The 26414-nt window shown below is 67.9% G+C and carries 28 protein-coding genes, 1 other RNA gene and 1 pseudogene; 14 read left to right on the top strand and 16 right to left on the bottom strand.

The features are described 5' to 3' along the window. Window positions 1-7: 7 nt before the first annotated feature. Window positions 8-1507: a cobyric acid synthase gene (locus tag V8683_RS23815; protein WP_411190327.1), complete on the bottom strand. Its 1500-nt coding sequence runs from the start codon at window positions 1505-1507 to the stop codon at window positions 8-10. Window positions 1508-1635: 128 nt separating this feature from the next. Here V8683_RS23815 and cobU point away from each other — a divergent pair, with 128 nt between their 5' ends. Genes cobU through V8683_RS23795 form a run of 4 tightly spaced genes read left to right on the top strand, consistent with a single transcriptional unit; the run spans window position 1636 to window position 5105 of the window. Then, window positions 1636-2175 carry a bifunctional adenosylcobinamide kinase/adenosylcobinamide-phosphate guanylyltransferase gene (gene cobU / locus V8683_RS23810; RefSeq protein WP_411190328.1) on the top strand — a complete coding sequence of 180 codons (540 nt, stop codon included), beginning with the start codon at window positions 1636-1638 and terminating at the stop codon, window positions 2173-2175. Window positions 2176-2207: 32 nt separating this feature from the next. Then, window positions 2208-3143, top strand: coding sequence for an adenosylcobinamide-phosphate synthase CbiB (gene cbiB / locus V8683_RS23805; protein ID WP_411190329.1), 936 nt, complete (start codon window positions 2208-2210; stop codon window positions 3141-3143). Continuing rightward, window positions 3136-4191: a threonine-phosphate decarboxylase CobD gene (cobD, locus tag V8683_RS23800; protein ID WP_411190330.1), complete on the top strand. Its 1056-nt coding sequence runs from the start codon at window positions 3136-3138 to the stop codon at window positions 4189-4191. Before cbiB ends, cobD begins: the two co-directional genes overlap by 8 nt. Next, window positions 4188-5105 carry a cobalamin-binding protein gene (locus tag V8683_RS23795; RefSeq protein ID WP_411190331.1) on the top strand — a complete coding sequence of 306 codons (918 nt, stop codon included), beginning with the start codon at window positions 4188-4190 and terminating at the stop codon, window positions 5103-5105. Before cobD ends, V8683_RS23795 begins: the two co-directional genes overlap by 4 nt. A 21-nt stretch (window positions 5106-5126) precedes the next feature. Here V8683_RS23795 and cobC read toward each other — a convergent pair whose 3' ends face one another. From cobC to V8683_RS23770, 5 genes are read right to left on the bottom strand one after another with little or no spacing between them, the layout of a single operon-like run. Then, window positions 5127-5738, bottom strand: coding sequence for an alpha-ribazole phosphatase (cobC, locus tag V8683_RS23790; RefSeq protein WP_411190332.1), 612 nt, complete (start codon window positions 5736-5738; stop codon window positions 5127-5129). Next, the gene (locus tag V8683_RS23785) at window positions 5723-6481 is read right to left on the bottom strand and encodes an adenosylcobinamide-GDP ribazoletransferase (RefSeq protein ID WP_411190333.1); all 759 of its coding nucleotides are present in this window, start codon (window positions 6479-6481) and stop codon (window positions 5723-5725) included. The genes cobC and V8683_RS23785 overlap by 16 nt, the downstream gene beginning before the upstream one ends. 55 nt (window positions 6482-6536) lie before the next feature. Next, a complete protein-coding gene (gene cobT, locus V8683_RS23780) occupies window positions 6537-7601 on the bottom strand; it encodes a nicotinate-nucleotide--dimethylbenzimidazole phosphoribosyltransferase (RefSeq protein WP_411190334.1) in 1065 nt (354 codons plus the stop codon). A 41-nt stretch (window positions 7602-7642) separates the two neighbouring features. Next, window positions 7643-8482, bottom strand: coding sequence for an ABC transporter ATP-binding protein (locus tag V8683_RS23775; RefSeq protein ID WP_411190335.1), 840 nt, complete (start codon window positions 8480-8482; stop codon window positions 7643-7645). Next, window positions 8479-9534: a FecCD family ABC transporter permease gene (locus tag V8683_RS23770; RefSeq protein ID WP_411190336.1), complete on the bottom strand. Its 1056-nt coding sequence runs from the start codon at window positions 9532-9534 to the stop codon at window positions 8479-8481. The genes V8683_RS23775 and V8683_RS23770 overlap by 4 nt, the downstream gene beginning before the upstream one ends. Before the next feature lie 399 nt (window positions 9535-9933). On the opposite strand from V8683_RS23770, the gene V8683_RS23765 reads away from it, so the two are divergent. The 5 genes from V8683_RS23765 (at window position 9934) to V8683_RS23745 (ending at window position 12327) form a co-directional block, all read left to right on the top strand. Beyond that, window positions 9934-10287: an ATPase gene (locus tag V8683_RS23765; protein ID WP_411190337.1), complete on the top strand. Its 354-nt coding sequence runs from the start codon at window positions 9934-9936 to the stop codon at window positions 10285-10287. Beyond that, window positions 10284-10598 (top strand): cell division protein ZapA, encoded by a 315-nt coding sequence (locus tag V8683_RS23760; RefSeq protein ID WP_411190338.1) that lies wholly within the window; start codon window positions 10284-10286, stop codon window positions 10596-10598. Before V8683_RS23765 ends, V8683_RS23760 begins: the two co-directional genes overlap by 4 nt. A gap of 73 nt (window positions 10599-10671) precedes the next feature. Next, window positions 10672-10853, top strand: a non-coding RNA gene (ssrS, locus tag V8683_RS23755) — 6S RNA. A 77-nt stretch (window positions 10854-10930) separates the two neighbouring features. Further along, window positions 10931-11389 carry an EVE domain-containing protein gene (locus tag V8683_RS23750; protein ID WP_411190339.1) on the top strand — a complete coding sequence of 153 codons (459 nt, stop codon included), beginning with the start codon at window positions 10931-10933 and terminating at the stop codon, window positions 11387-11389. Window positions 11390-11595: 206 nt separating this feature from the next. Beyond that, the gene (locus tag V8683_RS23745) at window positions 11596-12327 is read left to right on the top strand and encodes an SIMPL domain-containing protein (RefSeq protein ID WP_027795642.1); all 732 of its coding nucleotides are present in this window, start codon (window positions 11596-11598) and stop codon (window positions 12325-12327) included. A 111-nt stretch (window positions 12328-12438) separates the two neighbouring features. On the opposite strand, the gene lgt is transcribed toward V8683_RS23745, so the two are convergent. Together lgt and V8683_RS23735 are read right to left on the bottom strand one after the other, a co-directional pair. Continuing rightward, window positions 12439-13350, bottom strand: coding sequence for a prolipoprotein diacylglyceryl transferase (gene lgt, locus V8683_RS23740; protein ID WP_411190340.1), 912 nt, complete (start codon window positions 13348-13350; stop codon window positions 12439-12441). Window positions 13351-13550: 200 nt separating this feature from the next. Beyond that, window positions 13551-14510 carry a LysR family transcriptional regulator gene (locus tag V8683_RS23735; RefSeq protein ID WP_411190341.1) on the bottom strand — a complete coding sequence of 320 codons (960 nt, stop codon included), beginning with the start codon at window positions 14508-14510 and terminating at the stop codon, window positions 13551-13553. Between the two features lie 156 nt (window positions 14511-14666). Between V8683_RS23735 and ilvD the strand changes: the two genes are divergently transcribed. Both ilvD and V8683_RS23725 read left to right on the top strand, forming a co-directional pair. Continuing rightward, complete coding sequence (gene ilvD / locus V8683_RS23730) at window positions 14667-16340, top strand: dihydroxy-acid dehydratase (protein WP_411190342.1); 1674 nt, start codon at window positions 14667-14669, stop codon at window positions 16338-16340. Between the two features lie 236 nt (window positions 16341-16576). After that, window positions 16577-16942: a c-type cytochrome gene (locus V8683_RS23725; RefSeq protein ID WP_411190593.1), complete on the top strand. Its 366-nt coding sequence runs from the start codon at window positions 16577-16579 to the stop codon at window positions 16940-16942. Window positions 16943-16985: 43 nt separating this feature from the next. Here the strand turns inward: V8683_RS23725 and V8683_RS23720 are convergent, their stop codons facing one another. From V8683_RS23720 to V8683_RS23710, 3 genes are read right to left on the bottom strand one after another with little or no spacing between them, the layout of a single operon-like run. Further along, the gene (locus tag V8683_RS23720) at window positions 16986-17396 is read right to left on the bottom strand and encodes a DUF2486 family protein (protein ID WP_411190343.1); all 411 of its coding nucleotides are present in this window, start codon (window positions 17394-17396) and stop codon (window positions 16986-16988) included. Between the two features lie 35 nt (window positions 17397-17431). Then, complete coding sequence (locus V8683_RS23715) at window positions 17432-17848, bottom strand: DNA polymerase III subunit chi (protein WP_411190344.1); 417 nt, start codon at window positions 17846-17848, stop codon at window positions 17432-17434. A 46-nt stretch (window positions 17849-17894) separates the two neighbouring features. Beyond that, entirely contained in the window at window positions 17895-19421 is a 1527-nt protein-coding gene (locus V8683_RS23710) for a leucyl aminopeptidase (RefSeq protein ID WP_411190345.1), read from the bottom strand. A gap of 134 nt (window positions 19422-19555) precedes the next feature. Here V8683_RS23710 and lptF point away from each other — a divergent pair, with 134 nt between their 5' ends. From lptF to V8683_RS23695, 3 genes are read left to right on the top strand one after another with little or no spacing between them, the layout of a single operon-like run. After that, entirely contained in the window at window positions 19556-20653 is a 1098-nt protein-coding gene (lptF, locus tag V8683_RS23705) for an LPS export ABC transporter permease LptF (protein ID WP_411190346.1), read from the top strand. A 3-nt stretch (window positions 20654-20656) separates the two neighbouring features. After that, window positions 20657-21805 (top strand): LPS export ABC transporter permease LptG, encoded by a 1149-nt coding sequence (gene lptG / locus V8683_RS23700; RefSeq protein WP_411190347.1) that lies wholly within the window; start codon window positions 20657-20659, stop codon window positions 21803-21805. A 13-nt stretch (window positions 21806-21818) separates the two neighbouring features. Beyond that, a complete protein-coding gene (locus tag V8683_RS23695; protein WP_411190348.1) occupies window positions 21819-22199 on the top strand; it encodes a sirohydrochlorin chelatase in 381 nt (126 codons plus the stop codon). A 107-nt stretch (window positions 22200-22306) separates the two neighbouring features. On the opposite strand, the gene cobA is transcribed toward V8683_RS23695, so the two are convergent. The 5 genes and pseudogenes from cobA to V8683_RS23670 all read right to left on the bottom strand — a co-directional run. Then, on the bottom strand, window positions 22307-23086 hold the full coding sequence (gene cobA, locus V8683_RS23690) for a uroporphyrinogen-III C-methyltransferase (protein WP_411190349.1): 780 nt from the start codon (window positions 23084-23086) through the stop codon (window positions 22307-22309). A 65-nt stretch (window positions 23087-23151) separates the two neighbouring features. Next, window positions 23152-24468, bottom strand: coding sequence for a sulfate adenylyltransferase subunit 1 (locus V8683_RS23685; RefSeq protein WP_411190350.1), 1317 nt, complete (start codon window positions 24466-24468; stop codon window positions 23152-23154). A gap of 27 nt (window positions 24469-24495) precedes the next feature. Next, the gene (cysD, locus tag V8683_RS23680; RefSeq protein ID WP_411190351.1) at window positions 24496-25458 is read right to left on the bottom strand and encodes a sulfate adenylyltransferase subunit CysD; all 963 of its coding nucleotides are present in this window, start codon (window positions 25456-25458) and stop codon (window positions 24496-24498) included. Window positions 25459-25574: 116 nt separating this feature from the next. Continuing rightward, a complete protein-coding gene (locus V8683_RS23675; protein WP_411190352.1) occupies window positions 25575-26330 on the bottom strand; it encodes a phosphoadenylyl-sulfate reductase in 756 nt (251 codons plus the stop codon). Beyond that, window positions 26327-26414 (bottom strand): annotated as a pseudogene (locus V8683_RS23670) (DUF934 domain-containing protein); the annotation flags it as partial. The pseudogene V8683_RS23670 and the gene V8683_RS23675, both read right to left, overlap by 4 nt.

Here is a 26414-nt window from a genome sequence, read left to right as displayed (position 1 = left end):
TACTGACTTAGCCGATCGCCGCGAACACGCGTTCCAGATCGAGACTGCCGGCCAGCGTATCGGCAAGACGCTCCAGCGACGCCTCGCGCAGCGCCGGATAGTCCACCGTGCGCGCCGTCGCCAGCCCGGCCCAGCGCAGCAGCGCGGCGCAGGCTTCGGGCGCGTCGAAGAGGCCGTGCACGTAAGTGGCGAGAATCTGGCCGTCCGCCGACTGCGCGCCGTCGGGCCGCGTGCGCCCGTCGGCATCGAGCCGCAGCGTGGGCAGATCGAGCGCCGGGCCGCGCGTCTCGCCCATGTGGATCTCGTAGCCCTTCACGGCAGCCGCCGCACCGTCCAGCACGAGCGCGCCCGTCACGTTCTTCAGCGTCTTCTCGCGTGTGAGTTCCGTTTCGTAGTCGAGCCAGCCGAAGCCCGCCACCGCGCCGGGCTCGCCCTCCACGCCGTGCGGATCGGCAATCGCGCGGCCCAGCATCTGCATGCCGCCGCAGATGCCGATCACGCGCCCGCCGTAACGCAGATGCCTCGCGAGCGCCGCTTCCCAGCCCTGCTCGCGCAGCCAGGCCAGGTCGTCGCGGACGTTCTTCGAGCCCGGCAGGATCACGAGATCGGCCGGCGGCGGCGCGCTGCCCGTACGCACGTAGCTGAATTCGACCTGGGGATGCGCGCGCAGCGCATCGAAGTCGGTGTGATTGCTGATGTGCGGCAGCGCCGGGACCACCACGCGCAGCGTCGCGCCCGGGGCGTCGGCGTGGCTATGCGGGGCGGTCGGCAGCATGTCCTCCGCGTCGAGCGTGAGGCCGTGCAGATACGGCACGACGCCCAGCACGGGCTTGCCCGTCTGCGCTTCGAGCCATTCGAGGCCCGGCGCGAGCAACGCGGGATCGCCGCGAAAGCGGTTGATGACGAAACCCTTCACGCGCGTTCGTTCGCTCTCCGAAAGACACGCGAGCGTGCCGATCAGATGCGCGAACACGCCGCCGCGGTCGATGTCCGCGACGAGCAGCACCGGACAGTCCACGGCCTCGGCAAAGCCCATATTCGCGATGTCGTTGGCGCGCAGGTTCACCTCCGCGGGACTGCCCGCCCCTTCCACGAACACCGTGTCGTAGCGCTCGCGCAGCCGTGCATACGATTCGAGCACGGCCTCGCGCGCGAGCGGCTTGTAGTCCTGGTAAGCGCGCGCGTTGAGGTTCATGCGCGCCTTGCCGTGGATGATGACCTGCGAGCCGAGGTCGCTGTTCGGCTTGAGCAGCACGGGGTTGAGATCCGTGTGGGCGTCGATGCCCGCGGCGAGCGCCTGCAGCGCCTGCGCGCGCCCGATTTCCCCGCCGTCGACGGTCACCGCGCTGTTGAGCGCCATGTTCTGCGGCTTGAACGGCGCCACGCGCGCGCCCGCGCGCCGCGCGAGCCGGCACAGCCCCGCGACGAGCGTGCTCTTGCCGGCGTCGGAGGTCGTGCCCTGGATCATCAGCGTGCCGCGCGGCACGGCGGGAATCGGTGCGGTCATCGTTCGAAAAAAACTCTCTGGCGGGCGAGCGCGCATTATCCCATCGCGCGCGCCCAGGCAGCACGGCAACGAAGCGGCGAGGCACCCGGGCAGTGAGTGAGGCAGGAACAAGCCGGTACAATCACGCGATGATTTCGCGCGACCTCACCTTCATCGTCGGCGGTGCACGCTCGGGCAAGAGCGCGTATGCCGAGCGCCTCGCCCGCGAGAGCGGCTTGCCCGTCACCTATATCGCCACCGCGCGCGTGGGGGACAGCGAGTTCGCGCAGCGCGTCGAGCATCATCGCGCGCGCCGGCCCGCTCAGTGGGGGCTCGTCGAGGCGCCGCTCGATCTCGCCGGCGCGCTCGAAGCCGCCGCGGCGCCCGGCCAGTGCGTGCTGATCGACTGCCTCACGCTCTGGCTCGCCAATCTGCTCTGCCCGCCGGATGCGCAAGCACCGCGCGACGACTGGGCCGCGCGCATCGACGCCTTCGCCGCCGCCTGCGAACGCGCGCGGGGCACCGTGCTCGTCGTGAGCAACGAGATCGGCATGGGGGTGGTGCCGCTCGGCGCGGCCACGCGACTGTTCGTCGACGAACTCGGGCGGCTGAACCAGCGCATCGCCGCGCTCGCCGACCGCGCCACGCTCGTCGCCGCCGGCCTGCCGCTCGCGCTCAAGACACCGTGAAGACCGCTTGAAGACATCCTGATGCCGCTTTCATGCTGACCCTGCCCGTCACCGCCGCGCTCGCCGTTGCAGGCGTCGTCGTCGACCACTGGCTCGGCGAGCCGCGCCGCGCCCATCCGCTCATTGCGTTCGGCAAGCTGGCGAATCGCCTCGAAGAACGTCTGAACACCGGACGGCGCGGCCGCCCGCTCGGTCTCGTCGCCTGGCTCGCCGCCGTGGCGCCGCCCGTCCTCGCCGCCGCGTTCCTCGTCGCCATCCTGCCGTGGCCGCTCGCCGCGGCGCTGCATGTCGCGCTGCTGTGGTTCGCGCTGGGCGCACGCAGTCTCGCCGATCACATCGCGCCCATCGGCGCCGCGCTCGCGCAACGCGACCTCGCGCGCGCCCGCGAGCTCACGTCGCGCATCGTCTCGCGCGACACCGCCCAGGCCGACGCCACCGCCCTCTCGCGCGCCGCCGTCGAATCGGCGCTGGAGAACGGCAACGATGCCATCTTCGGCGCGCTGTTCTGGTTCGCCGTCGCGGGCGGCCCGGGGGCGCTCGCGTTTCGTCTCGCCAATACGCTCGATGCGATGTGGGGCTATCGCACGCCACGTTATCTGCGCTTCGGCTGGGCGGCGGCGCGCATCGACGACGTGCTCAACTGGATTCCCGCGCGCCTCACGGCCACGAGCTATGCGCTGCTCGGCGACACGCGCGTGGCGCTGCGCTGCTGGCGCGAGCAGGCGCGCCGCTGGGACAGTCCGAATGCCGGCCCGGTGATGGCCGCGGGCGCGGGCGCGCTGAACGTGCTGCTGGGCGGCGCGGCCGTCTATCACGGTGCGATCGAGCAACGGCCGACGCTCGGCGCGGGCACGCCGCCGCGCGCGCAGGATGTGGACGCCGCGCTGCGTCTCGTCGAACGCGCGACGATCCTGTGGCTCGCCGTGTTGATCGCCCTGGCTTTCGTGAGCGTGGCGAGCCATGTCTAAGCGCGTCGACGCGCTGCCGCGCCCTGTCGCGCACGGCGGCAACCTGCACGAGGCCGCGCGCCGTTACGGTATCGCGTGGGAGGCGTGGATCGATCTGTCCACCGGCATCAACCCGCACGGCTATCCAGTGCCGCCGGTCCCGGCCAGTGCCTGGCGCCGCCTGCCCGAGGACGGCGACGGCTTTGCCGCCTGCGCCGCCCGCTATTACGGCGCCCCGGACGAGCGACACGTATTGCCCGTGGCGGGCAGCCAGGCCGCGATCCGCGCGCTGCCTGCGCTGCTGCCGCGCGCGCACGTGGCAATTGCGCCGCTCACGTACGGCGAATACGCGCCCGCGTTCGTCCAGGCGGGGCATGAAACGGTCACGCTCGACGTCGCGCACGATACGCTGCCCGAGAACGTCACGCATGCGGTCGTCGTGAATCCGAACAATCCGACGGCGGGGCATCTCGACACAGTCACACTGCTGCGCTGGTATGCGCAACTGGCCATGCGCGGGGGCACGCTGATCGTGGACGAAGCGTTCGCCGATGCCTTCGCGCCGGCCCGCACCGCTTCGCTCGCGGGTGAAGTCGCGCGCGAAGGACTCGTCGTGCTCCGTTCTCCCGGCAAGTTCTTCGGGCTGGCAGGCGCGCGCTGCGGTTTCGCGCTCGCACAGCCGCCGCTGCTGGAGGCACTGCGCGCGAGCCTCGGCGCGTGGACGGTGAGCGGCCCGGCGCGGCACGCCGTCGCGCACGCCTTTGGCGACACGGCATGGCAGACCGCCATGCGCGCGCAGCTTGCACACGAAAGCGAGCGCCTCGACGCGCTCTTGCGCGCGCATGGCTTCACACCACACACGACGCCGCTCTTCGCCTGGATAGCCGACACCCGCGCCCACGCGCTCCAGGATGCGCTCGCGCGGCGCGCCGTCTGGACACGCCGCTTCGAAGCGCCGGCCAGCCTGCGCATCGGCCTGCCCGCATCGGAAGGCGAATGGCAACGCTTCGAAACCGCGCTGCGCGAAGCCGTGCGCGAGATCGGCGGACAAAACGGCGGCGCCTCATGAACGCACGCACACTCGCTGCCTTCGTGCTCTGCGCACAAGCATTGCTTTGCGCGCCTACGGCACACGCCACCGTGAGCGCCGTGGACGACGCCGGCAACACCGTCACGCTGGCCGCACCGGCGCAGCGCGTCATCAGCCTCTCGCCGCACATCACCGAACTGATCTACGCTGCGGGCGGCGGTGACAAGCTCGTGGGCACCGTGAGCTACAGCGATTACCCACCGGCCGCACAGCACGTCCCGCGCGTGGGCGACAACCGCGCGCTCGACCTCGAACGCATCGTCGCGCTCAAGCCCGACCTGATCGTCGTCTGGCGGCACGGCAATGCCCAGCAGCAGCTCGACCGGCTGCGCGAACTGCACATCCCGCTTTTCTTCAGCGAACCACATCACCTCGACGATGTCGCGACCTCGCTCACGCGCCTCGGCGTGCTGCTCGATACGTCGAGCGTCGCGCAACGCGCCGCCAGCGCGTATCGCCACGACATCGCGCAACTGCGCGAGCGCTACGCGGGGCGCACGCCGGTCAGCGTGTTCTTCCAGGTCTGGGATCAACCGCTGATGACGCTCAACGGCGAGCACATGATCAGCGACGTGATCGCGTTATGCGGCGGGCGCAACGTGTTCGCGGCGCTGCAGCCGCTCGTGCCGACCGTCTCCACGGAAGCCGTCCTCGCCGCGAATCCCGACGCGATCGTCACGTCGTCGCAAGGCGCGACGGCGCCGGACAAGCCGCTCCCCGGGCTCGACCGCTGGCGCGCGTGGCCCTCGTTGACGGCGGTGGCGCACGACAACCTCTTCGCCATCGACGGCGACCTGCTCACGCGGCCCGCCCCGCGCATCGCGCAAGGCGCCGCGGAGCTTTGCAAGGATCTGGATCTCGCCCGTACGCGCGACGCCGCCCCGGCCCGTTGATTCGTTATCCGAATCAGGCGCTCAGGCGTTCCAGCGGACCAATAACCATGGACCGCCGCGCGCTTCTCTTCGTAGCCAAACGAGCGCGCCGTACTCCAGCCGCCAGCGCACGCAGCGCGACAGCGACAGCCCGAGCGCACACGCCGTCATGGCGCGGATCACCCCCGCATGCGTCACGACCCAGGCCACGTCTTCCAATGGCAGCGGTCTGCCGGGCGCCGCCACGCTAGCGCCCTCATCGAACCACGCGCGCACGCGCGCCTCGAACTGCGCGACACTCTCGCCGCCATGCGGCCGCGCATGGTCGAAATCGGCGGCCCAGGCGTCGATCTGCTCGCGCCCGATCGCATCCCAGCGCTGCAATTCCCATGCGCCGAAATCCATCTCCGCGAGCCGCGCGTCGATCCTGGGCACAACGCCATGCGTCGTCCCCAGCGCGTTTGCAACGTGCGCGCAACGTGTCAGCGGACTCGATTCGATACGGGCAGGCGCGCGTGCGCCGAGCGTGTCGAGCCGGCCTGCCAGTGCGGAGGCTTCCTGCGCGGCGTCGCCCGCGAGCGCCACGTCGCTTGCGCCGTAACACACGCCCGCTTCCACGGCCACGGCGGGATGCCGGATCAGAACGAGATCCACGCAAGCCCCATCAGATAGATCGCCAGCTCGAACACCTGCTGGGCGAAGCCCAGACAATCGCCGGTATAGCCGCCGATGCGCTTCACGAAATAGCGCCCAAGCCCATAACGCAATACCGCCAGGACGACGAGTGTCGCAAGTCCCGCGCGCCAGTCGGGCCAGAAGAGCCACGGCAAACCCGACACGCAGGCGCACAGCAGCGCGGCCGCGCTCATGCGCTGCGCGACGGGTTTGGCCTTGCCTTCGTCACGCACGTAGTCGAGCGTGACGAGGTAGCTGATCGCGCAGGCTCGGCTTGCGGCGTGCGCGGCGATCATGAGCGTCGCCGCGCGCATCGGCGGCAAGGCGGCGAGCGTCTGCCACTTCAGCGCGAGCGCCACGACGAGCGCGATGGCGCCGAACGCGCCGATGCGCGAGTCGTGCATGATGCGCAGCACGTCCTCGCGCTGGTATCCGCCGCCGAACGCATCGCAACAATCGGCCAGCCCATCCTCGTGAAACGCACCGGTGGCAAGAAGCGTCGCGGCCATCGAAAGCAGCACGGCCACACCGGGCGGGAACACCCGCAGCGCAACGAGATAGACAAGCGCCGCAAGCGCGCCCACGAGCACGCCGACGAGCGGGAAGTAACGCGCCGCCGCGTTGAGCCAGGCGGGTTCGAAGCCGACCCAGCGCGGCACCGGCACGCGCGTGAAGTAGCCGAGCGCCGTAAAAAAATAGCGCAGTTCGGCGAGCGGATTCATCGGACGACCCTGGCCAGACACGCGCCCGGCGCGAACGTCACGCTGCGCCGGCGCATCACGCGCCGCGCTCGCCGCGGTTGGCGACGCCGGCCGACTCGAAGCTCGCCATCTCGTTCAGAAACGCGCAGGCCGCGCGCAGGAGCGGCACCGCGAGCGCCGCGCCCGTGCCCTCGCCTAGCCGCAGATCGAGCGCAAGCAGCTCGCGTGCGCCGAAGTGATCGAGCATGCGGCGATGCCCTGCCTCGTTCGAGGCATGCGCGAAGACGCAGTAGCCGCGCACTTCGGGCGCGAGCGCATCGGCCACGAGCAGCGCCGAAGTCGCGATGAAGCCGTCCACGAGTATCGCCATGCGCGAGCGCGCCGCTTCGAGGCAGGCGCCCGCCATCATCGCGATCTCGAAGCCGCCGAAGGTCGCCAGCACGTCGAGCGGTTCGCGTGCGTTCGGATGCCGCGCGAGCGCTGCAGCCAGCACGTTGCGCTTTCTCGCGAGGCCCGCGTTGTCGAGGCCCGTGCCGCGCCCCACGCATTCGTCGACCGGCACGTTGCACAGACGGCTCATCAGGCACGCGGCCGAGGACGTGTTCGCGATGCCCATCTCGCCGAAGCCGATCACGTTCGTGCCGAGCGCCGCGTGATGACGCACGCGCGCCGCGCCCGCTTCGAGCGCGGCGATGGCCTCGTCGCGCGTCATCGCCGGTTCGTGCGCGAAGTTGCGCGTGCCGCGCGCGATGGGCACCGACACGAGCGAGGACGAAGACGGCAGCGGCATGGCGACGCCCGCGTCGACGACTTCCAGTTCGAGGCCCGCCACGCCGCTGAACGCGTTGATGGCGGCGCCGCCCGCAAGGAAGTTCGCCACCATCTGCGCGGTCACGGCCTGCGGATACGGGCTCACGCCTTCGTTCGCAATACCGTGGTCGCCGGCGAAGACGATCATCGCGGGCCGCTCGACCGTGGGCCGCGTGGTGCGCTGGATCATGCCGAGCTGGCGCGCCAGCGCTTCGAGGCGCCCGAGGCTGCCGGGCGGCTTGGTCCGGGTATCGATGAGGTGCTGCAGCGCGTCGCGCAGCGAAAGGTCCAGCGGTTCGATGGCGAGCAGATCGGATAGAGGCGACTTCATCTTCGGTTCATTCAGAGAGTTCGGGATCGGGCAATGCCCAGTCAGACATCATTGTCGGGCAGCGACGCCTTTTTGCCCGCTAGTGGAGACACCAGCGCGGGCACCAACGCTTCGTGCTGGCCATCGCGTATCAGCACGAGCGGATGGCCGAACGCCGCGCTCGCGCGTTCGGGTGTCAGCACCTCGCGCACCGGCCCCGCATGAAAGCCGCCGCGCCCGTCGAGCAGCAGCGCATGCGTCGCATAGCGGCGCGCCAGGTTGAGATCGTGACAGGAAAACACGATCGTGCGCGGCGCCGCGTCCACCCAGTGCGCCAGTGCGTCGAGGCACGCGATCTGATGATGCAGGTCCAGATGCGCGAGCGGCTCGTCGAGCAACAGCAGCGGCGCCGCCTGGCACAGCACCGCGGCGATGCCTACGCGCTGCCGCTCGCCACCCGAAAGCGAAAGCACGTCGCGCGCAGCGAGCGATTCGAGGCCGAGCATCGCGAGCGCCGCCTGCGCGGCCGCGCGATCCTCGTCGCGGTCCCAGCCCCAGCCCGCGAGATGCGGATAGCGGTTGAGCAGCACGATGTCGAGCACGCTCGCGCTGAAGGCGTCGCGCGTGTCCTGCGGCATCAGTGCGCGGCGCCGCGCGAGCTGCGCGGCCGGCCAGGCGGCAAGCGCGCGCCCTTCGACCTCGACATGCCCTGCCGCGCCCGCATGGAGACCTGCCAGTGCGCCGATCAGCGTGGTCTTGCCCGCGCCGTTCGCGCCCGCGATGCACCAGATCTCGCCCGCGCCGAAGTCCTGCGTAAGCGACTCGACGAGCGTACGCGCACCCGCGCGCAACGTGAGCGCATGGGCCGCAACGAGCGGGGTCGGGCGCAACGCATCGCTCATCGCGCCCGCCGCAGCAGCAGCATCCAGAGGAACACGGGCACACCCGCGAGCGCGGTCACGACACCCACCGGCAATTGCGTGGGCGCGGCCAGCGTGCGCGCCGCGAGGTCGGCGGCCATCACCGCGAGGCCGCCCGCAAGCGCGGCAGCCGGCATCAGCATACGCTGATCGTTGCCGAACCCGAGACGCAGCATATGCGGCACGACGAGCCCGACGAAGCCGATCGTGCCGCCTGTCGTGACCGCGGCCGCGGCGGCGACGGAGGCGGCGAGATAGACGGCAAGACGCAGGCGCAGCACCGGCACGCCGAGCGCCTGAGCGGCGGCGTCGCCGCGCAGCAGCACGTTCAGTTGCGGCGCCATGGGCACCATGACGGCAAGCACCCCGGCCAGCGCGACAAGCGCGGCCCACGGCATGCCTGCGCCGTTCAGATCGCCGGTGAGCCAGAAAAGCATGCCGCGCAGCCGCGTGTCGGGCGCGAGCGTGAGCAGCAGCGTAATTAGCGCGCCCCAGCCCGCCGCCGTCACCGCGCCGGTCAGCAGCAGACGGGGCGAACTATCCTGCGGCTCGCCGCGCCATAGCGCGCCGCGCGCGAGTCCCAGCACGAGCAGGATCGAGACAAACGCACCGGCGCACGCGCTCGCCTGCACGGCCCACCAGGCCGCGCCGACGATCATTGCGACGAGCGCGAACGCAGCCGCGCCCCCGGACACGCCGAGCACGTACGGTTCGGCGAGCGGGTTGCGCAGCAGCACCTGAAGCAGCGCCCCGGCGAGCGCGAGCAGCGCGCCGCACGCAAAGCCGCTCAGCGCGCGCGGCAGGCGCAGCGTGCGGACGATCTCCGTCGTCATATCGGCAGCGCCCATATGCGCGGGGGACAGCGCGGCCAGCGCCTCGCGAAACGTCACGGTCACGCTGCCGGTCGCGAGCGACGCCGCGAACACCACGAGCGTCGCGAGCGTCAGCGCGCCCCAGATCGCGCACGCACGGCGAGCGCTCATCGACGGGCGCAGCGGCGCGGCATGGTGCGTCATGCGGGCAGGCGAATTCATGGGTCGGGTCGTTGTGGTCGTGTGCCGGCGGCGCGCTGGATAGCGCAGGTTCGCGGCGGGAGGTCGCGCCCTGTTTACCCGGGTTTTCCCTCTGGTTTCGCGGTCGGGCAGCACACGGTGCCAGAGTGCCGCAAGTGTAGGAGGCACCTGAGGGAGCGTCAAGAAATGGCCCGGTCAAGCCGGTCCATGCGAGACCGGCACGAGACCAGCGCGAGACCAATGCATGACCCGGCGCCAGGTCCAGCGCATGGCCCGCCTCGCACAGGCAAAACGTATTCCTGCCGGGCGCGCTCGCTACCGTTACCGGCAAGAAGCGGTGCTGTTACGTCTGGAAACGACACAATTGTCGGAATAGCCGTTAATCCGCGCTAGAATGCCTGTCTTTAGAGGACGCAGCACATGCTCAACGAACTCGAAACACTCTCACAGAATATCGGGCGGCTGATCGAGATCAATCAGCGCCACCATGAAGCACGCCTCGCGCTCGAAGAGCAACTTGTGCAGACACGCGCGCAGTGCGAAGCGACACAGGCCGAACTCGATCAGGTCCGCGAAGAGCGCAATGCGCTGCAAGCGGAGCGCGATGCCCTCTCCGCGAAGATCGACGATGCCCAGGTGCGTCTGAACGCGATCCTCGAAAAACTGCCCCGCGCGCGCGCGCATGCCGAGCCCGACAACCAGCTCGATCTGCTCGAACCGTCTTCCCCCGCCAGCGACGATAGCAACGCGACCCGCCACGGAGAAAATGCATGACGACCAAACAGATCGAAGCGACGATCCTCGGCCAGACCTATCGCCTCGCCTGTTCGCCGGAAACCGAAGCGGCCCTGCTCGAAGCCGTGGCGCGCGTCGATTCGGAAATGTTGAAGATCCGCACGCACAGCAACGTGCGCGGCACCGATCGCATCGCCGTGATGGCCGCGCTCTCGATCACCTCGGAACTGCTGCGCCTGCAGAGCAGCGTGCGGCACGGCGAAGCATTCCCAGCGGAAGAAATCCGTCGTACAATGCGCCAAATGAATGAACAGCTCGGCGCCGTGATTCAGCAGCACAACGTGCAATAACGTTTGTTGGTTAGTTATCGGCTCCCTGCAGCAGTACGGTTTTAAAAGCAACATGTTTTAAAAGGTTTAATCAGCTTCCCTGCCTGGTTCGCCAAGGTCATATATTCCTTGAACCAATGCCATGTGCACGGTTGCGGAAATTTGTAGCACGGGCGTGCGCGTCACTCTGTCTGATGTACCCGAAGTGCTGCTAACTGCGACCAATTCTGAACCCCCGGTTCAGGATGCCGGCCTAGCGGCTATGGCGGGGACCTATTCGAACGGCATCGGACACCAGTCCGGTGCCGTTTTTCTTTGCGGCTCCCCTTCTCTTTCTTCGTGATCTCCGACTCATGCGCTACTGGCTGATGAAGTCCGAACCCGACGAAGCAAGCATCGACGATCTCGCTCACGCCGCGCATCGCACGCTGCCGTGGACCGGCGTGCGCAACTATCAGGCGCGCAATTTCATGCGCGACACGATGCAGATTGGCGACGGCGTGCTCTTCTATCATTCGAGCTGCCCCGAGCCCGGTATCGCGGGGCTTGCCGAAGTCTCCTCGACGGCCTATCCCGACCCCACGCAGTTCGACGCGAAGAGCCCCTACTACGACGCGAAATCGACGCAGGAGAATCCGCGCTGGATGCTCGTCGACGTCGTGTTCAAAAAGAAGTGCCCGCTGATTCCGCTCGCCGCGCTACGCGAGTACGAAGCGCTTGCCGACATGCGCGTGCTGGCGAAAGGCAATCGTCTTTCGATCACGCCCGTCACGCTGGCCGAATGGAACTTCATCACGAAGCGTCTGATGTAATCGCGACGATTGCATCGGCGAGCCGCCGGCGTTAAAGATTTAAAAATCCTTACACCCGAAGGGAACCCGCGCACTGCGAAGCCCGACTAATGGGCACGCAAACCACGCGCGCGGCGCACGTGCCGCACAATCCTGCGCAAAGCGCAGCATGACCGCATGAATTCGCGCGCGCCGGTTGCGAACCCGTTCTGCAAGGAGAGCCAACAATGAAGAGAAAAGCTGTCGTGACACTCGCCGCCGCACTCGCCGTGGCCGCGCCCATCGCGCTCACGCTTGCGCCCGGCGCCGCGTTCGCGCAGAGCGACGCGCGCTACCAGCCGGCCGGCGTGCTGTCGCTGTCCGCGCAGGCCAGTGACGAAGTCCCGCAGGACGTCGTCACGATCACGCTGTTCTACGAGCAGGAAGCCAGCGACCCCGCCTCGCTGACCACGACCCTCAACCAGCGCGCCGACGCCGCATTGCAGAAGGCCAAGGGCGTGGCAGGCGTGAGCGCGCGCTCGGGCCAGTTCTCGATCTTTCCGTCCACCGACCGCGACGGCCGCATCTCCGCATGGCGCGGGCGTACCGAGGTCGTGATCGAATCGCATGACTTCGCGGCCGCCTCGAAGCTCGCGGGCGACATCTCGTCGATCATGCAGGTGGGCAACGTGCAGTTCTCGCTTTCGCCCGAAGCGCAGCGCGCCGCCGAACAGAAGCTCTCGGGCGAGGCCATTGCCTCGTTCCGCGAGCAGGCCACGGCGGCCGCGCGCGCGTTCGGCTACGGCAGCTATACGATCCGCGAGGTCAACGTGGGCCATGCGGGCGTACCGCCGCGTCCGATGATGATGATGGCCGCGCGTGCGATGTCGGCCGATGCGAAGGCCGCGCCGCCGGTGCCGCTGGAGGGCGGCACGTCGACCGTGACCGTCACCGTGTCAGGGTCGGTGCAGATGAAGTGACTGCGGAAGTGACTGTGAAGTCACCGTGAAGCGCACCGCAATACCCGATGCGCACGCAACGAAAAAGCCCCGCTCGAAGCGGGGCTTTTTCATAGGGGCGAGGAGGATCGCTCAGCTTTTCGCGTTGGCGGTCTGCGTGCCCTTGCGGCCCGCCGCGCGGCGGTAGGCCCAGATCATCATGATCACGCCCGCGATGATCATCGGCAGCGAAAGCCACTGCCCCATCGAAAGACCGAGCGCGAGCAGGCCGAGGAAGTCGTCGGGCTCGCGCGCGAATTCCACGGTGAAGCGCGCAAGACCATAGCCGATCAGGAACATCGCCGAGATCGCCCCCACCGGACGCTCCTTGCGCGAGAAGACGATCAGCACGAAGAAGAGCGCGATGCCTTCGAGCGCGATCTCATAGAGCTCCGAAGGATGACGCGGCAGCATGTGGTACTGCGCGAAGACTTCGTTGAGATGCCATGCGGCGGCCTGCTGCGGATGCGCTGCGAGCCATCCCGCGTCCTCGCTGGATGCGCTCGGGAACATCATGGCCCAGGGCGCGTCGGGCGACGTCACGCGGCCCCACAGTTCGCCGTTGATGAAGTTGCCAAGACGCCCCGCGGCGAGCCCCGTGGGCACCATCGGCGCGACGAAGTCGGTGACCTGCAGCCACGTGCGGCCGCGCTGCCACGCGAACAGGACCATCGCGAAGGTCACGCCGAGAAAGCCGCCGTGAAACGACATGCCGCCTTCCCACACCTTGAAGATGTCGAGCGGATGCGCGAAGTACCAGTCCGCCTTGTAGAACAGCACGTAGCCGAGACGGCCGCCCAGGATCGTGCCCAGCACGCCGTAGAACAGCATGTCGTCGATGTCTTTCGCGGTCCAGCCCTGCGCGGCCACGTACGGCAGGCGCAGGCGCAGACGGCCAATCACGATCGCGAGAATGAAGCCGACGAGGTACATGAGGCCGTACCAGCGCACGGCGAGCGGCCCCAGGTGAATGGCGACGGGGTCGAGGTTCGGGTGGATGAGCATCGTGAGATCAGTTCTTCCGTTTCAGCGATAAAAAGATATCCGGTGGGCGGGAGCGGCCACGCGGGCTGCGCGTGCATTGGACGCCTGCGGGCCGGCGGGGTTCGCGGCGCAACATTATCGCCGACGCGGGCGCCGCGACGCGCATTCTGGCACGCGAACATGAACGAGACGGTCGGGACACGCCGCCGCGCAGCGGCGGCTCAGGCGTGGGGAGGCGCCTCCACGTTCGCCGCGTGGGCGCGCACGATGTCGATGAAGGCCGCCAGCACCGGGCTCACGTCCCCCGAGCGCCACACGAGTCCCGTTTCGATGCTGCGCACGTCTCCGGCCAGGGGCCGGTAAACCACGCCCGTGCGCCGCAGATGCCGCAGCGAGCGCGGCACGAGCGCGATGCCCATGCCCGCCGAAACGAGACTCACGATGGTCTGCATCTGGATCGCCTCCTGGCCCACGCGCGGCACCAGCGCGGCCGCGCCGTAGCAGTCCATGATCGCGTCGTAGAAGCCTGGCGCCAGCTGGCGCGGAAACACGACGAGCGGCACCTCGGCGAGATCGCGCAGGCTCACGGGTGCGTCGCTCCAGCCGTCCACGGCGGGACCGCCCGTGCGCGCCGACAAGGCGCCCGGCATGGCGGCCACGAGCGGCTCACGTGCCACCGGCAGGTAGGCGAGCTGTGCCGCATGGCGCGGCGGCAGGGGCCCGATCACGAGGCCCGCGTCGATGCGCCCCGCCACCAGTTCCTCCACCTGCACGTCGCTCGTCGCCTCGGCCAGTTGCAGGCGCACGCGCGGATAGCGTGCGCCGAAATCGCGCAGCAGAAGCGGCAGGAGGCCATAGTCGGCCGTCGAGACGAACGAGAGCGCCAGCGTGCCTGCCTCGCCGCGCGCGAGGCTCTGTGCGAGCGGGCGCAGCGCCTCGGCGGCCGCGAGGAGGCGCCGTACCTCGGGCAGCAGATCGGCACCCACTGCCGTCAACTCGACCGAACGGCGCGTGCGCGCGAAAAGCTCGACGCCCAGCACGTCCTCCAGCGCCCGGATTGCCTGCGAAAGCGGCGGCTGCGTCATCGAAAGGCGCGCCGCCGCGCGGCCGAAGTGCTGCTCCTCGGCAACGGCCACGAAATAGCGCAACTGGCGCAGATCGGGAAGATTCGGGCTGGTCATTGATACTTTTTTCGACTCAATCAGGCTTGAATAATATATTGGACATTCGGCTCGCGAAACTGCAATCTGCAGCAGACATGCCGGCGCGTCCTCGCCAGGACACCAGAAACCCACCGCACAGGCCGGCATTCGAGACACTGTCCCCAGGAGGTCCCCATGCCCTACAACCGTCGTTCGAAGCACATCACGCAAGGCGTCGCCCGCTCGCCGAACCGTTCGATGTATTACGCGCTCGGCTACGAGAAGGCCGACTTCGACAAGCCGATGATCGGCATCGCCAACGGCCACTCCACCATCACGCCCTGCAATGCGGGGCTGCAGCGCCTCGCCGACGCGGCCGTCGCCGCCGTCAAGGGCGCGGACGCGAATCCGCAGACCTTCGGCACGCCGACGATCTCGGACGGCATGTCGATGGGCACCGAGGGCATGAAGTACTCGCTCGTCTCGCGCGAAGTGATCGCCGACTGCATCGAAACCTGCGTGGAAGGCCAGTGGATGGACGGCGTAGTGGTGATCGGCGGCTGCGACAAGAACATGCCGGGCGGCATGATGGCGCTCGCGCGCATGAACGTGCCGGGCATTTATGTGTACGGCGGCACGATCCGCCCGGGCCGCTGGAAGGGCAAGGACCTCACCATCGTTTCCGCGTTCGAGGCCGTCGGCGAATTCACGGCCGGGCGCCTGTCCGAAGAGGACTTCGAAGGGGTCGAGAAGAACGCGTGCCCGTCCACGGGATCGTGCGGCGGCATGTACACGGCGAATACGATGAGCTCGTCCTTCGAGGCGCTCGGCATGTCGCTCCTGTATTCGTCGACGATGGCCAACCCCGATCAGGAAAAGGTCGACTCGGCGGCGGAGTCGGCGCGCGTGCTCGTCGATGCGGTCAAGCAGGACCTCAAGCCGCGCGACATCATCACGAAGCGGTCGATCGAGAATGCCGTGGCGCTCATCATGGCGACGGGCGGCTCGACCAATGCCGTGCTGCACTATCTCGCCATCGCGCACGCCGCCGAGATCGACTGGACCATCGACGATTTCGAGCGCATGCGCAAGAAAGTGCCCGTGATCTGCGACCTGAAGCCCTCGGGCCAGTATGTCGCGACCGACCTGCACCAGGCCGGCGGCATTCCCCAAGTGCTAAGGATCCTGCTCGACGCGGGCCTGTTACACGGCGACTGCGTGACGATCACAGGCAAGACGATCGCGGAAGAGCTGAAGGACGTGCCCTCGAAGCCGCGCGCGGACCAGAAGGTGATCTTCCCCATCGAGCAGGCGCTGTACAAGGAGGGCCACCTCGCGATCCTCAAGGGCAATCTCGCGACCCAGGGCGCCGTCGCCAAGATCACGGGCCTGAAGAATCCCGTCATCACCGGCCCCGCCCGCGTGTTCGACGACGAGCAGAGCGCGATGGAGGCGATCCTCGCGGACAAGATCCAGGCCGGCGACGTGGTCGTGCTGCGCTACCTCGGCCCGAAGGGCGGGCCGGGCATGCCGGAGATGCTCGCGCCGACCTCGGCCATCATCGGCAAGGGACTCGGGGAATCGGTCGGCCTCATCACCGACGGCCGTTTCTCGGGCGGCACCTGGGGCATGGTGGTGGGGCACGTCGCGCCGGAGGCGTTCGAAGGCGGCCTCATCGCGCTCGTGCAGGAAAGCGATTCGATCACCATCGACGCTCACAAGCTGCTCCTGCAACTGAACGTGGACGAAGCCGAACTCGCGCGCCGCCGCGCGGCGTGGCGGCAACCCGCACCGCGTTACACGCGCGGCGTGATGGCCAAGTACGCGGCCCTCGCGCGGCCGGCGAACGAGGGGGCGGTGACCGGCTGACGGCTAACCGTTCTTGCGGCATGCTTACAGCCGGTCCCGGCCGATTACGGCGGTAATCCTAATCGGCGATGTGATTCAGGGCGCACAGAAAATCGTGCGCCCTTTGCTTTTATAATGCGACCACACTACAGCAGCCGGCGCTCACGCTGGCGGAGACCAGCATGAACCAGAAGTCGCAAGCGAGAAAGATAACAGCGACGCTCGCCGCCGCACTTCCCCTGGCGCTTGCCGCGGGGATGGCCTGCGCCCAGAACGAACCGGCGGGGCAATCGGAGCCGGCGGCCCAGCTCGCCCAGACGGCACCGCAAACGGCACAAGGCGCACAAGAAGCACAAGCGGCCCCGCCCGCGCCAACGGGCCTCGCACTCGCCCAGCAGCAGAACTGCATGAGCTGCCATTCGGTGAACCGCGCGTTCATGGGGCCTGCGTTGCGCGATGTGGCGTCGAAATACGCGTCGAAGCCCGACGCGCAGACCTATCTCTCGCACAAGATCATGGAAGGCAGCAACGGGGTATGGGGCACCGTGCCCATGCCCGCGAACACGCAGCTCAGCCCCGGTCAGGCGGCGACGCTCGCGCACTGGGTCCTCACGCTGAAGTAAAAACCTGCGGCGCTACGCCCGCGTTGCCCCCGGAGGCGGCGGATCAGTTTCCGCCCGGCTCGGGCGGAACCCCCGAGCGCGCAGCCAGTTCCTCGCGCACGGCAGCCCGCACCCAGCCCTTGAGCTCCGTTTCGAGTGCGAGGCCGATCTCGCGCGATACATGGCCCACGAGCCAATGCGTGTGTTCCTGCAAGGCGGCGTTGCAGCGCGCCTCGATCACATTGCGGCCTTCGCCGGTGAGCCAGGTCAGGCAGCGTCCGCGCAGGCGCTCGACGAGCGCGTCGGCGTCGTGCGCGAACAGGCCGTCTTCCGCTGCCGGCATCGTGGCGGTCGCTAGGGCCGCCGTTGCGAGGGTCTGCGCCGGCGGCACAGCGGCACGCAGCGGATTGCCGGGCACGAGGGTATCCGTCAAAAGCGGAATCGAGGCGTCGTTGATGTCATGAACGTCCGACATGAGAACCTCCGGCGATCGGGAAAGCCCGCGCGGCCTTAGCCGCCGGGCTTGTAGTTGTTCAGCGCGTAGCCGCGATCGCGGTAGTAGCGATAGCGCTCGCGGCCAGACGCCAGTTCGTCCGGCGCATCGCCGACCACTTCCAGCAAACGCTCGAAGCGCGCGAATTGCGGCGGCACCGCCGCGCCGAGATTGAGCAGCACGCGGTGATGCGGAGCCCGTTCGAGGTCCGCCGTCAGCACGACAGGCGTACCCGCGGCGAGCGGGCTCTCGGCCATGCAGTGCGGCACGAAGTCGAGCGCCGAAAAGGTCCACAGCATCGCGTCGAAAGCGCGCAGGCGCGCCGGCTCGGCCAGCACGACCGCCTGCTCGCCGGCCTGGTACGCCTTGCGCACGAGCCGGCACGCGTACGCCAGCGAATCGCCGACGTTCGTGTGAAAGTCGATGCGCGTCATCGCCTGCTCCGCGCTTGCGCCAGAACCGTGCCCGCTGCCGCTCGCGTCATTGGCCCGCGCGACCGTCCGCGGCCCGATCGATCAGGAACTGCGACAGGAGCGGCACGGGGCGGCCCGTCGCGCCCTTCGCCGCGCCGCTCTTCCAGGCGGTGCCCGCGATGTCGAGGTGGGCCCACGGATAGCTTTCCGTGAAGCGCGACAGGAAGCACGCCGCCGTCACGCTGCCCGCCGGACGCCCGCCGATATTGGCGAGGTCGGCGAAATTCGACTTCAATTGCTCCTGGTACTCTTCGTCGAGCGGCAGGCGCCAGGCCGGGTCGTTCGCCTCGCGCGAGGCGTCGAGCAGCTCGCCCGCCAGCGCGTCGTCCGTCGAGAAGAGACCGCTGTTGTGGTGACCGAGCGCGATGATGCACGCGCCCGTGAGCGTCGCGATGTCGACCACGGCGGCCGGCTTGAAGCGTTCGGCGTAGGTGAGCGCGTCGCACAGGATCAGGCGCCCTTCGGCGTCGGTGTTGAGCACCTCCACGGTCAGGCCCGCCATCGTCGTGACGATGTCGCCCGGCTTGGTCGCGTTGCCGGCGGGCATGTTCTCGCAGGTCGGGATGATACCGATCACGTTGAGCTTCAGGCCCATTTCGGCGACAGCACGCAGCGTGCCCAGCACCGAGCCCGCGCCGCACATGTCGTACTTCATTTCGTCCATGCCCTCGCCGGGCTTGAGCGAGATGCCGCCCGTGTCGAAGGTGATGCCCTTGCCCACCAGCACGACAGGCGCGGCCTTGGCGGGCGCGCCCTGATAGTGCAGCACGATGAACTGCGGAGGCTCGACCGAGCCCTTCGTCACCGAAAGGAACGAGCCCATCTTGAGCGCCTCGATCTGGCGCTGGCCCAGCACCTCGACCTTCAGCTTCCAGTCGCGCGCGAGCTTCTTCGCGGTGGCGGCAAGGTAGGTAGGCGTGCAGACGTTGCCGGGCAGGTTGCCGAGGTCGCGCGTGAGGTCCATGCCGTTGGCGATCGCGGTGGCCTGCCTGGCGGCGAGCTTGGCCGCCTTCTCGTCGCCGGCGTCGACGCTAAAGACGGTGCGTTTGAGCGCGCGCGCCGTGGTGTCCGGCTTGCTCTTCATCTGCGTGAAGCGGTAGACCTCGCCGCGCAGCGCCAGAATGGCGGCGCGCACGGCCCAGTCGCTCGAACGCTCCTTGATGGGCAGTTGCGCGAGCGTGAACGTGATCTGGGCGATTTTCGTGCCGAGGATCGCGCGCCAGGCGGCCTTGACGGCCTCGCCGTAGGCCTTCTGGCCGAAGGCGTCCTGCTTGCCGAGGCCGACCAGCAGCACGCGCGAGGCGCCGATACCCGTCACCTCCGGCAAAAACAGCGTCGAACCGGCCTTGCCGTCGATGTCGCCGGCCTTGACGACACGCGCGATCGTGCCGCCGATAGCGTTGTCGATCGCGAACGCCGCGCCAGACAAGGTCTGGGCCTCGAACACGCCGACCACGATGCAATCCGACTTGCCGGTCAGGAACGAGCCGTCCCCGCCTTTGCTCCAGTCACAGGCTTTTATGCTAAAGTCCATCGCGCTTGTCCTCGGATAAAATCTGGGCTTAGGATGAAAGCCGCAATTATCCGCTATTTTTCCCGCGGCGGCTCCTGGTCGGATGCGCGAGCTACGCGGCGTCCGGTACGGGCCACCCGCCCCACTCATCAAGAATGATCTTCGAACGTTCCCTGCAGCGCGAACTCGCGTACACGGCCGGCGCCGTGTTCATGGTTCTGCTCACGATCATGCTGACGACGATGATGATCCGCATCGTCGGTTTTGCCGCGTCGGGCCAGGTCGACCCGCGGGACGTGCTCGTCCTGATCGGGCTGACCGTGATCGGCTATATGGCCGTGATGCTCATCGTCACCCTGTTCGTGTCGATCCTGTTCGTGCTCACGCGCTGGTACAAGGATTCGGAAATGGTGGTCTGGCTCGCCTCCGGGGTGAGCCTCACGCGCCTCATCAAGCCGATCGCCCTCTTCACGGCGCCGATCTTCGCGCTGATCGTGTTCTTCGCGTTCATCGGCTGGCCGTGGTCGAATGCGCAGAGCAAGCTGATCCGCGCGCGCTTCCAGCAGCGCGATGAAGTGTCGCTGCTCGCGCCCGGCCAGTTCCGCGAGTCGCCCACCACGCACCGCGTGTTCTTCATCCAGAACATGACGCCCGACCAGTCGCACGTGGAGAACGTGTTCGTCACGAGCACGGACAACGGCAAGGTCAGCGTGATCGTCTCGAAGACGGGCCACACCGAAACCATGAAGGGCGGCGACCGCTTCGTCGTACTGGAGAACGGCCGCCGCTACGACGGGCAGCCGGGCCAGCCGGACTTCCGCATCATGGAATTCCAGCGCTACGGCGTGAAGATCCAGAGCCAGCCCGTGGTCTCGGTGCCCACGGCCAGCACCACGTCCACGCTGGGCCTGCTGCGCCATCCGACCAACGACAATCTCGGCGAGTTCGCCTGGCGCTGCGGCCTGCCGCTCATCGCCCTCAACCTGATGCTGCTCGCCATTCCGCTCGCCTATCAAAATCCGCGGCGCGGGCGCACCATCAACCTCGTCATGGCCGTGCTGATCTACCTCACCTATTCGAACCTGCTGAACGTCGTGCAGTCGCAGATCGAGCAGGCCAAGATGTCGTTCGGCGTCGGCCTCGTCGGCCTGCATATCGTCGTGCTCGCGCTCGTCGTGTTCATCTTCTGGCTGCGCGTGCGCAACCGGCCGCTCTTCAGCCGCGCCATGTTCCAGCGCGCGTCGCAGGGGTGACCCATGCGCATCTACGAAAAGTATTTCGCACGCCAGGTCTACGTGACCTTCGTCTTCATCCTGTTCGCGTTCTCGGGCCTGTTCTTCTTCTTCGACCTGATCAACGAGCTGAACTCGGTGGGCCACGGCAACTACAAGTTCAGCTATGCCGTGCTGCGCGTCGCGCTGCAAACGCCTTCGCGCTTCTACGAAATCATCCCGGTCGCGGCGCTCATCAGCTCGATCTACGTGTTCGCGCAGATGGCCGCCAATTCCGAGTACACGATCTTCCGCGTCTCGGGCCTCGCGACGCGCGAGGCGCTGTGGTCGCTGCTCAAGATCGGCGTGCCGCTCGTGCTCGTGACCTACGTGATCGGCGAAGTGATCGGCCCGTACACGGACCAGCTCTCGGAGCGCGTGCGTCTCGAAGCGCTCGGCTCCGCGGTGTCCAGCGACTTCCAGTCGGGCGTCTGGGTGAAGGACACGCTCACCCAGCGCGCGGACGGCGAGCAGGTCACGCGCTTCGTGAACGTCGGCAAGCTGCAGCCCGATGCGACCATCACCGACGTGCGCATCTACGAATTCGACTCGCTGTTCCGGCTCACGAACGTGCGGCTCGCGCAGTCGGGCCGCTATCAGTCGCCGGGCCACTGGCTGCTCAAGGACGTCACCGACACCGAGCTCGTCGGCGTGCCGCCGCCGCAAAACCAGCCCGCGGACGCGCTCAACCCGGTCTATCGCGCCGTGCAGACCACGACGCCCGAATATTCGCTGCGCTCCGAGCTCACGCCGCAGATCCTTTCGGTTCTGCTCGTGTCGCCGGACAATATGTCGATGTTCAACCTGTTCCGCTATATCCAGCATCTGAACGAAAACCATCAGGACGCGCAGCGCTACAACATCGCGCTCTGGCGCAAGCTGCTCTACCCGTTCGCGGTGTTCGTGATGCTCGTGCTCTCGCTGCCGTTCGCGTATCTGCATACGCGCGCGGGCGTGGTGGGCGTGAAGGTGTTCGGCGGGATCATGCTCGGCATGAGTTTCCAGCTGCTGAACACGCTGTTCTCGCACATGGGGACGCTGAACACCTGGCCCGCGCCGCTCACGGCGGCCACACCCGGCCTCATCTATCTCGCGCTCGGGTTGGTGGGCCTCAAATGGGTCGACCGGCACTAGCGGGGAGAGGGCAATGAGTGGCAAGCACGGCGTGATTCTCTTCGGCCACGGCGCACGCGACGCGCGCTGGCAGGAACCGTTCACGCGGCTCGCCGCGAAGCTCGCCGCGGTGCGCGGCGATGCGGGCCCGGTCAGCCTCGCCTTCCTCGAACTCATGGCGCCTGACCTGCCGGCCGCGGTGGCGGAGCAGGCCGCCGCGGGCTGCGCAACGATCACGGTCGTGCCGGTGTTTTTCGGTCAGGGCGGGCATGTGCGCCGCGACCTGCCGGAAATCGTCGCGCGCTGCCAGGCCGCGCATCCCGGCGTGCGCTTGCGCTGCGCCGGCGCGGTCGGCGAGGACGATGGCGTGCTCGACGCGGTGGTGCAGTACTGTCTGGGCGTGGTGCGCGACTGAGTGGCTGGACTGCCAGGCGCGAAGCGAAGGAAAAGCGCCAATGGCGCTCAAATGAAGGGGGCGACAGGGGGATACCAGCGGGCGCCCCTTTTTCGTTCTTTTGCGTTTCAGGCAGCAGCGCGCCGACCGGCCACCTGTGCCTCATCCGGCCCGGCATCCGCCGAGCGGTGCTGACCGGCCCGCGCGGCAAACGCTTCGCCGATCATCAGCAGGCTCGGCTGCGTCGCGTCAAGCCAATCCTGTGCACGGCCTGCTGCCAGTTCCGCGAGCGTCAGCGTGAGCGTGCGCTCGCGCGCCGTGCTGCATGCCTCGACGATCGCCACCGGCGTCGTGCCCGCGCGCCCCGCTTCGATCAGCTCGCGCCCGATTTCGGGCGCGCTGTCGCGACCCATGTAGAACACGAGCGAATCCGCCTTCACCTGCTCGCGGATTTCGGCGGAGTCGGCCGCGCGCGAATGCGTCGCGAGCGCGACGCTGCGCGCCACGCCGCGCAGCGTGAGCGAGCGGTGCAGCGTCGCCGCGCCCGCGAGCGCCGCCGTGATGCCCGGCACGATCTCGTAGTCGATGCCCGCGGCTTCCAGCGCGCGCATCTCTTCGTCGGCGCGGCCAAACAGCATCGGGTCGCCGCCCTTCAGGCGCACGACCACGGCGTGCTCGCGCGCCGCATCGACAAGCTGCTTGTTGATGAAATGCTGCGCCGTCGAGCGTTGCCCGCAGCGCTTGCCGACCGCGATGAACTTCGCGTGCTTCGGCGCATAGTCGAGCATGGCCGGCTCGACGAGCGCGTCGTGCAGCACCACGTCCGCCTCGCCAAGCAGGCGCGCGCCGCGCACCGTGATGAGGTCCGCAGCGCCGGGTCCCGCGCCGATCAGATATACCTTGCCCATATGCTTTCCCGAATCCTGTTGCCGCTCGCGCCCCGCTGCCCGGGCGGCGCGGCACGGGGCTCCACTCAGGCGGAGAACGCGCGGATCATGCCCGCCGCCACCGTGTGGTGCGTGGCTTCGTCGATCAGGACAAACGCGCCGGTGCCGGGATGCGAATCATACAGGTCGCAGACGAGCGGCTTTTGCAGCGTGAGCGCCACGCGGCCGATGTCGTTCATCGCGAGGTCGTGCCGGTCGGTGGCGTGCGAGAGCGTATGCACGTCGAGCACCTGCTTGACCGCGCCGATCTTCGCGAACACCGTGTTCGTGGTCTGCTTGAGTAGATACTTGCGCTGCGGCGAAAGCGGCTCTTCGTCGAACCAGCAGAGGTCCGCTTCGAGCTTCTTCGCGGGCTGCGCGGCATCCGTGGCCGGCACGAAAGTGTCGCCGCGCGAGACGTCCACGTCTTCCGCGAAACGGATCGTGACGGTCTGGCCCGCGAACGCGCGATTCACCTGCGCCGTGCCGCCCGGCACCGGCGCGATGATTTCGGCAACCGTCGCGCTGCGGCCAGCCGGCAGCACCGTGATGGCGTCGCCAACCTTCACTTCGCCCGCCTCGACGCGGCCCATGTAGCCGCGGAAGTCGTCGGCGCTCGAACCGTCCTGGCGCGCGACCCATTGCACCGGGAAGCGCAGGGCGTCGCCGCCGGCTTGCTCGACCGGCAGCGCCTCGAGCACGTCGAGCAGCGGCGCATCCGCGTACCACGGCATGCGCTCGCTCGCGGAAACGATGTTGTCGCCCTTGAGCGCCGAAACCGGCACGAAGCGCACGTCTTCGAGGCCGAGCTGGCGCGCGAGTTCGACATAGGCCTCGCGAATCTGGTTGAAGACCGCTTCGCTGTAGTCGACGAGGTCCATCTTGTTGATCGCGACGATCACGTGCTGCAGGCCGAGCAGCTTGACGATCGCGCTATGGCGCTTGGTCTGCGGCAGCAGTTGCGTGACGCCGTTCTCGACCGTCACGCGCGTGGGGTCGATCAGGATGATCGCGGCGTGCGCCGTGGAGGCGCCCGTGACCATGTTGCGCGTGTACTGCTCGTGGCCCGGCGTGTCGGCGATGATGAACTTGCGCTTGGCCGTGGCGAAGTAGCGGTACGCCACGTCGATCGTGATGCCCTGCTCGCGCTCGGCTTCGAGGCCGTCGGTCAAGAGCGAGAGGTCGATCTCGTCGCCCACCGTGCGCTTGTTCTTCGCACGCGAAAGCGCCGAGAGCTGGTCGCTCAACACCGCCTTGCTGTCGTACAGCAGGCGGCCAATCAGCGTGCTCTTGCCGTCGTCCACGCTGCCCGCCGTGATGAAGCGCAGCACGCCGAGGTCTTCAGGTTGATACGTAGTACTCATGAATCGATCCTCTTCCTCTGCGTGCTCTTAGAAATAACCTTGCTTCTTGCGCTGTTCCATCGCGGCTTCGGACGTCTGATCGTCCATGCGCGTCGCGCCGCGCTCCGTGATTTCGGTCACCGCCGTTTCGGCGATGATCTTCTCGACGGTGTCGGCATCGCTTTCCACGGGGCACGTGCAGCTGATGTCGCCCACCGTGCGGAAGCGCACGAGCGCCGATTCGCTCGTTTCGCCTTCCTTCATCGGCGTGAGCGGCGTGACCGGCACGAGCAGGCCATTGCGGCGCACGATCTCGCGCTGGTGCGCGTAGTAGATCGACGGCAGTTCGAGCTTTTCGCGCTCGATGTATTGCCACACGTCGAGTTCGGTCCAGTTCGAGATCGGGAACACGCGCAGGTGCTCGCCCTTGTGCAGGCGCGCGTTGTACAGGCTCCAGAGTTCGGGGCGCTGCGCCTTCGGGTCCCACTGGCCGAATTCGTCGCGGAACGAGAAGATGCGCTCCTTCGCGCGGGCCTTCTCTTCGTCGCGGCGCGCGCCGCCGATCATCGCCGTATAGCCGTATTGCTCGATGGTTTCGAGCAGCGTGACGGCCTGCGCGGCATTGCGCGAATCCGTTTCGCGGCGCAGGCGCACGGTGCCGCGCTTGATCGAGTCTTCGACGTGGCCGACCACGAGCTCGGCGCCGATTTCGGCCGCGCGGCGGTCGCGGAAGTCGATCACTTCGTCGTAGTTGTGGCCCGTGTCGATGTGCACGAGCGGGAACGGCAACGAGGTCTTGCGGTTGGCGCCCAGGCCGAACGCTTTCAGTGCGAGCGCGAGCACGACCACCGAATCCTTGCCGCCCGAGAACAGCAGCGCAGGCTTGCTGCACTCGGCAACCAGTTCGCGCAGGATGTGAATCGACTCGGCTTCGAGCCAGTCGAGGTGGTCCATGCGGTTCGCGGTCACTTGAAGCGGTGCATTCACGGTCGGTTCGAGCGTCGTGCTCATGTTGAGATCCTTCGTTGATTCACACCGCCGCCGAAAATCGCGAAGGCAGTGCGACTTGCTTGCTCTACGACAGCGCGCCTGCAGGAACCAGCCCTGCGGCGCGCCAGCTTTCAATTTTAACTCGCGTGCCCTGTGGCTTGCACTTCGACCACCGGAATCGCCGAAATCGGGCTGATATGCAGGCCGCACTCCTTCGTGTCGCGCGACTCCCACCACCAGCGGCCTGCCCGGCTATCCTCGCCGGGGCGCACGGCGCGCGTGCAGGGCTCGCAGCCGATACTCGGGTAGCCGCGTGCGTGCAGCGGGTTCACGGGCACGTCGAAGGCGCGCAGATAGGCCCACACTTCCGCTTCGGTCCAGTCCGCGATCGGATTGAACTTGGCGATGTCGCGCGCGCCGTCGTGCTCTTCCTCATGCAGCTCCGCACGCGTGACGGACTGCTCGCGGCGCTGGCCGGTCACCCAGGCCGAAACGTTCGAGAGCGCGCGGTTCAGCGGCTCGACCTTGCGGATCTCGCAGCAGCGCTTGCGCAGATCGACGCTTTCGTAGAAGGCGTTCAAACCATGCTGGGCGACGTACTCGTCCACGGCGTCCTGTTGCGGGTGGAATTGCTCGATCTCGTAACCGTAGCGCTCGCGCACGCGGTCGATCATGCCGAGCGTTTCCGCATGCAGGCGACCCGTGTTCAGCGAGAAGATGCCGATCTTCACCCCGCGCGAGAGGATCGCGTGCGTGAGCAGCATGTCCTCGGCCGCGAGGCTGCTCGCCAGCTTCACGTCGGCGTGGCGTGCGGCGATCGAATCGAGCAGCGCGTCGAGGCGCCCGATCTTCGCCTGCAACTCGGCCGTGATCGTGCTTTCGACGGTGCTCATGCTGCGGCACCTTGCTGCGCCAGACGGCGGCGGAACAGCGGCGAAGGCTCGTCGAACGCGCCCTGATACTGCACCGTGAACTCC

It is taken from the genome of Paraburkholderia sp. AV2, assembly GCF_054968425.1.
The sequence above is the reverse complement of the archived record's forward strand: the minus strand, read 5'-3'. Positions and strand labels throughout refer to the sequence as shown.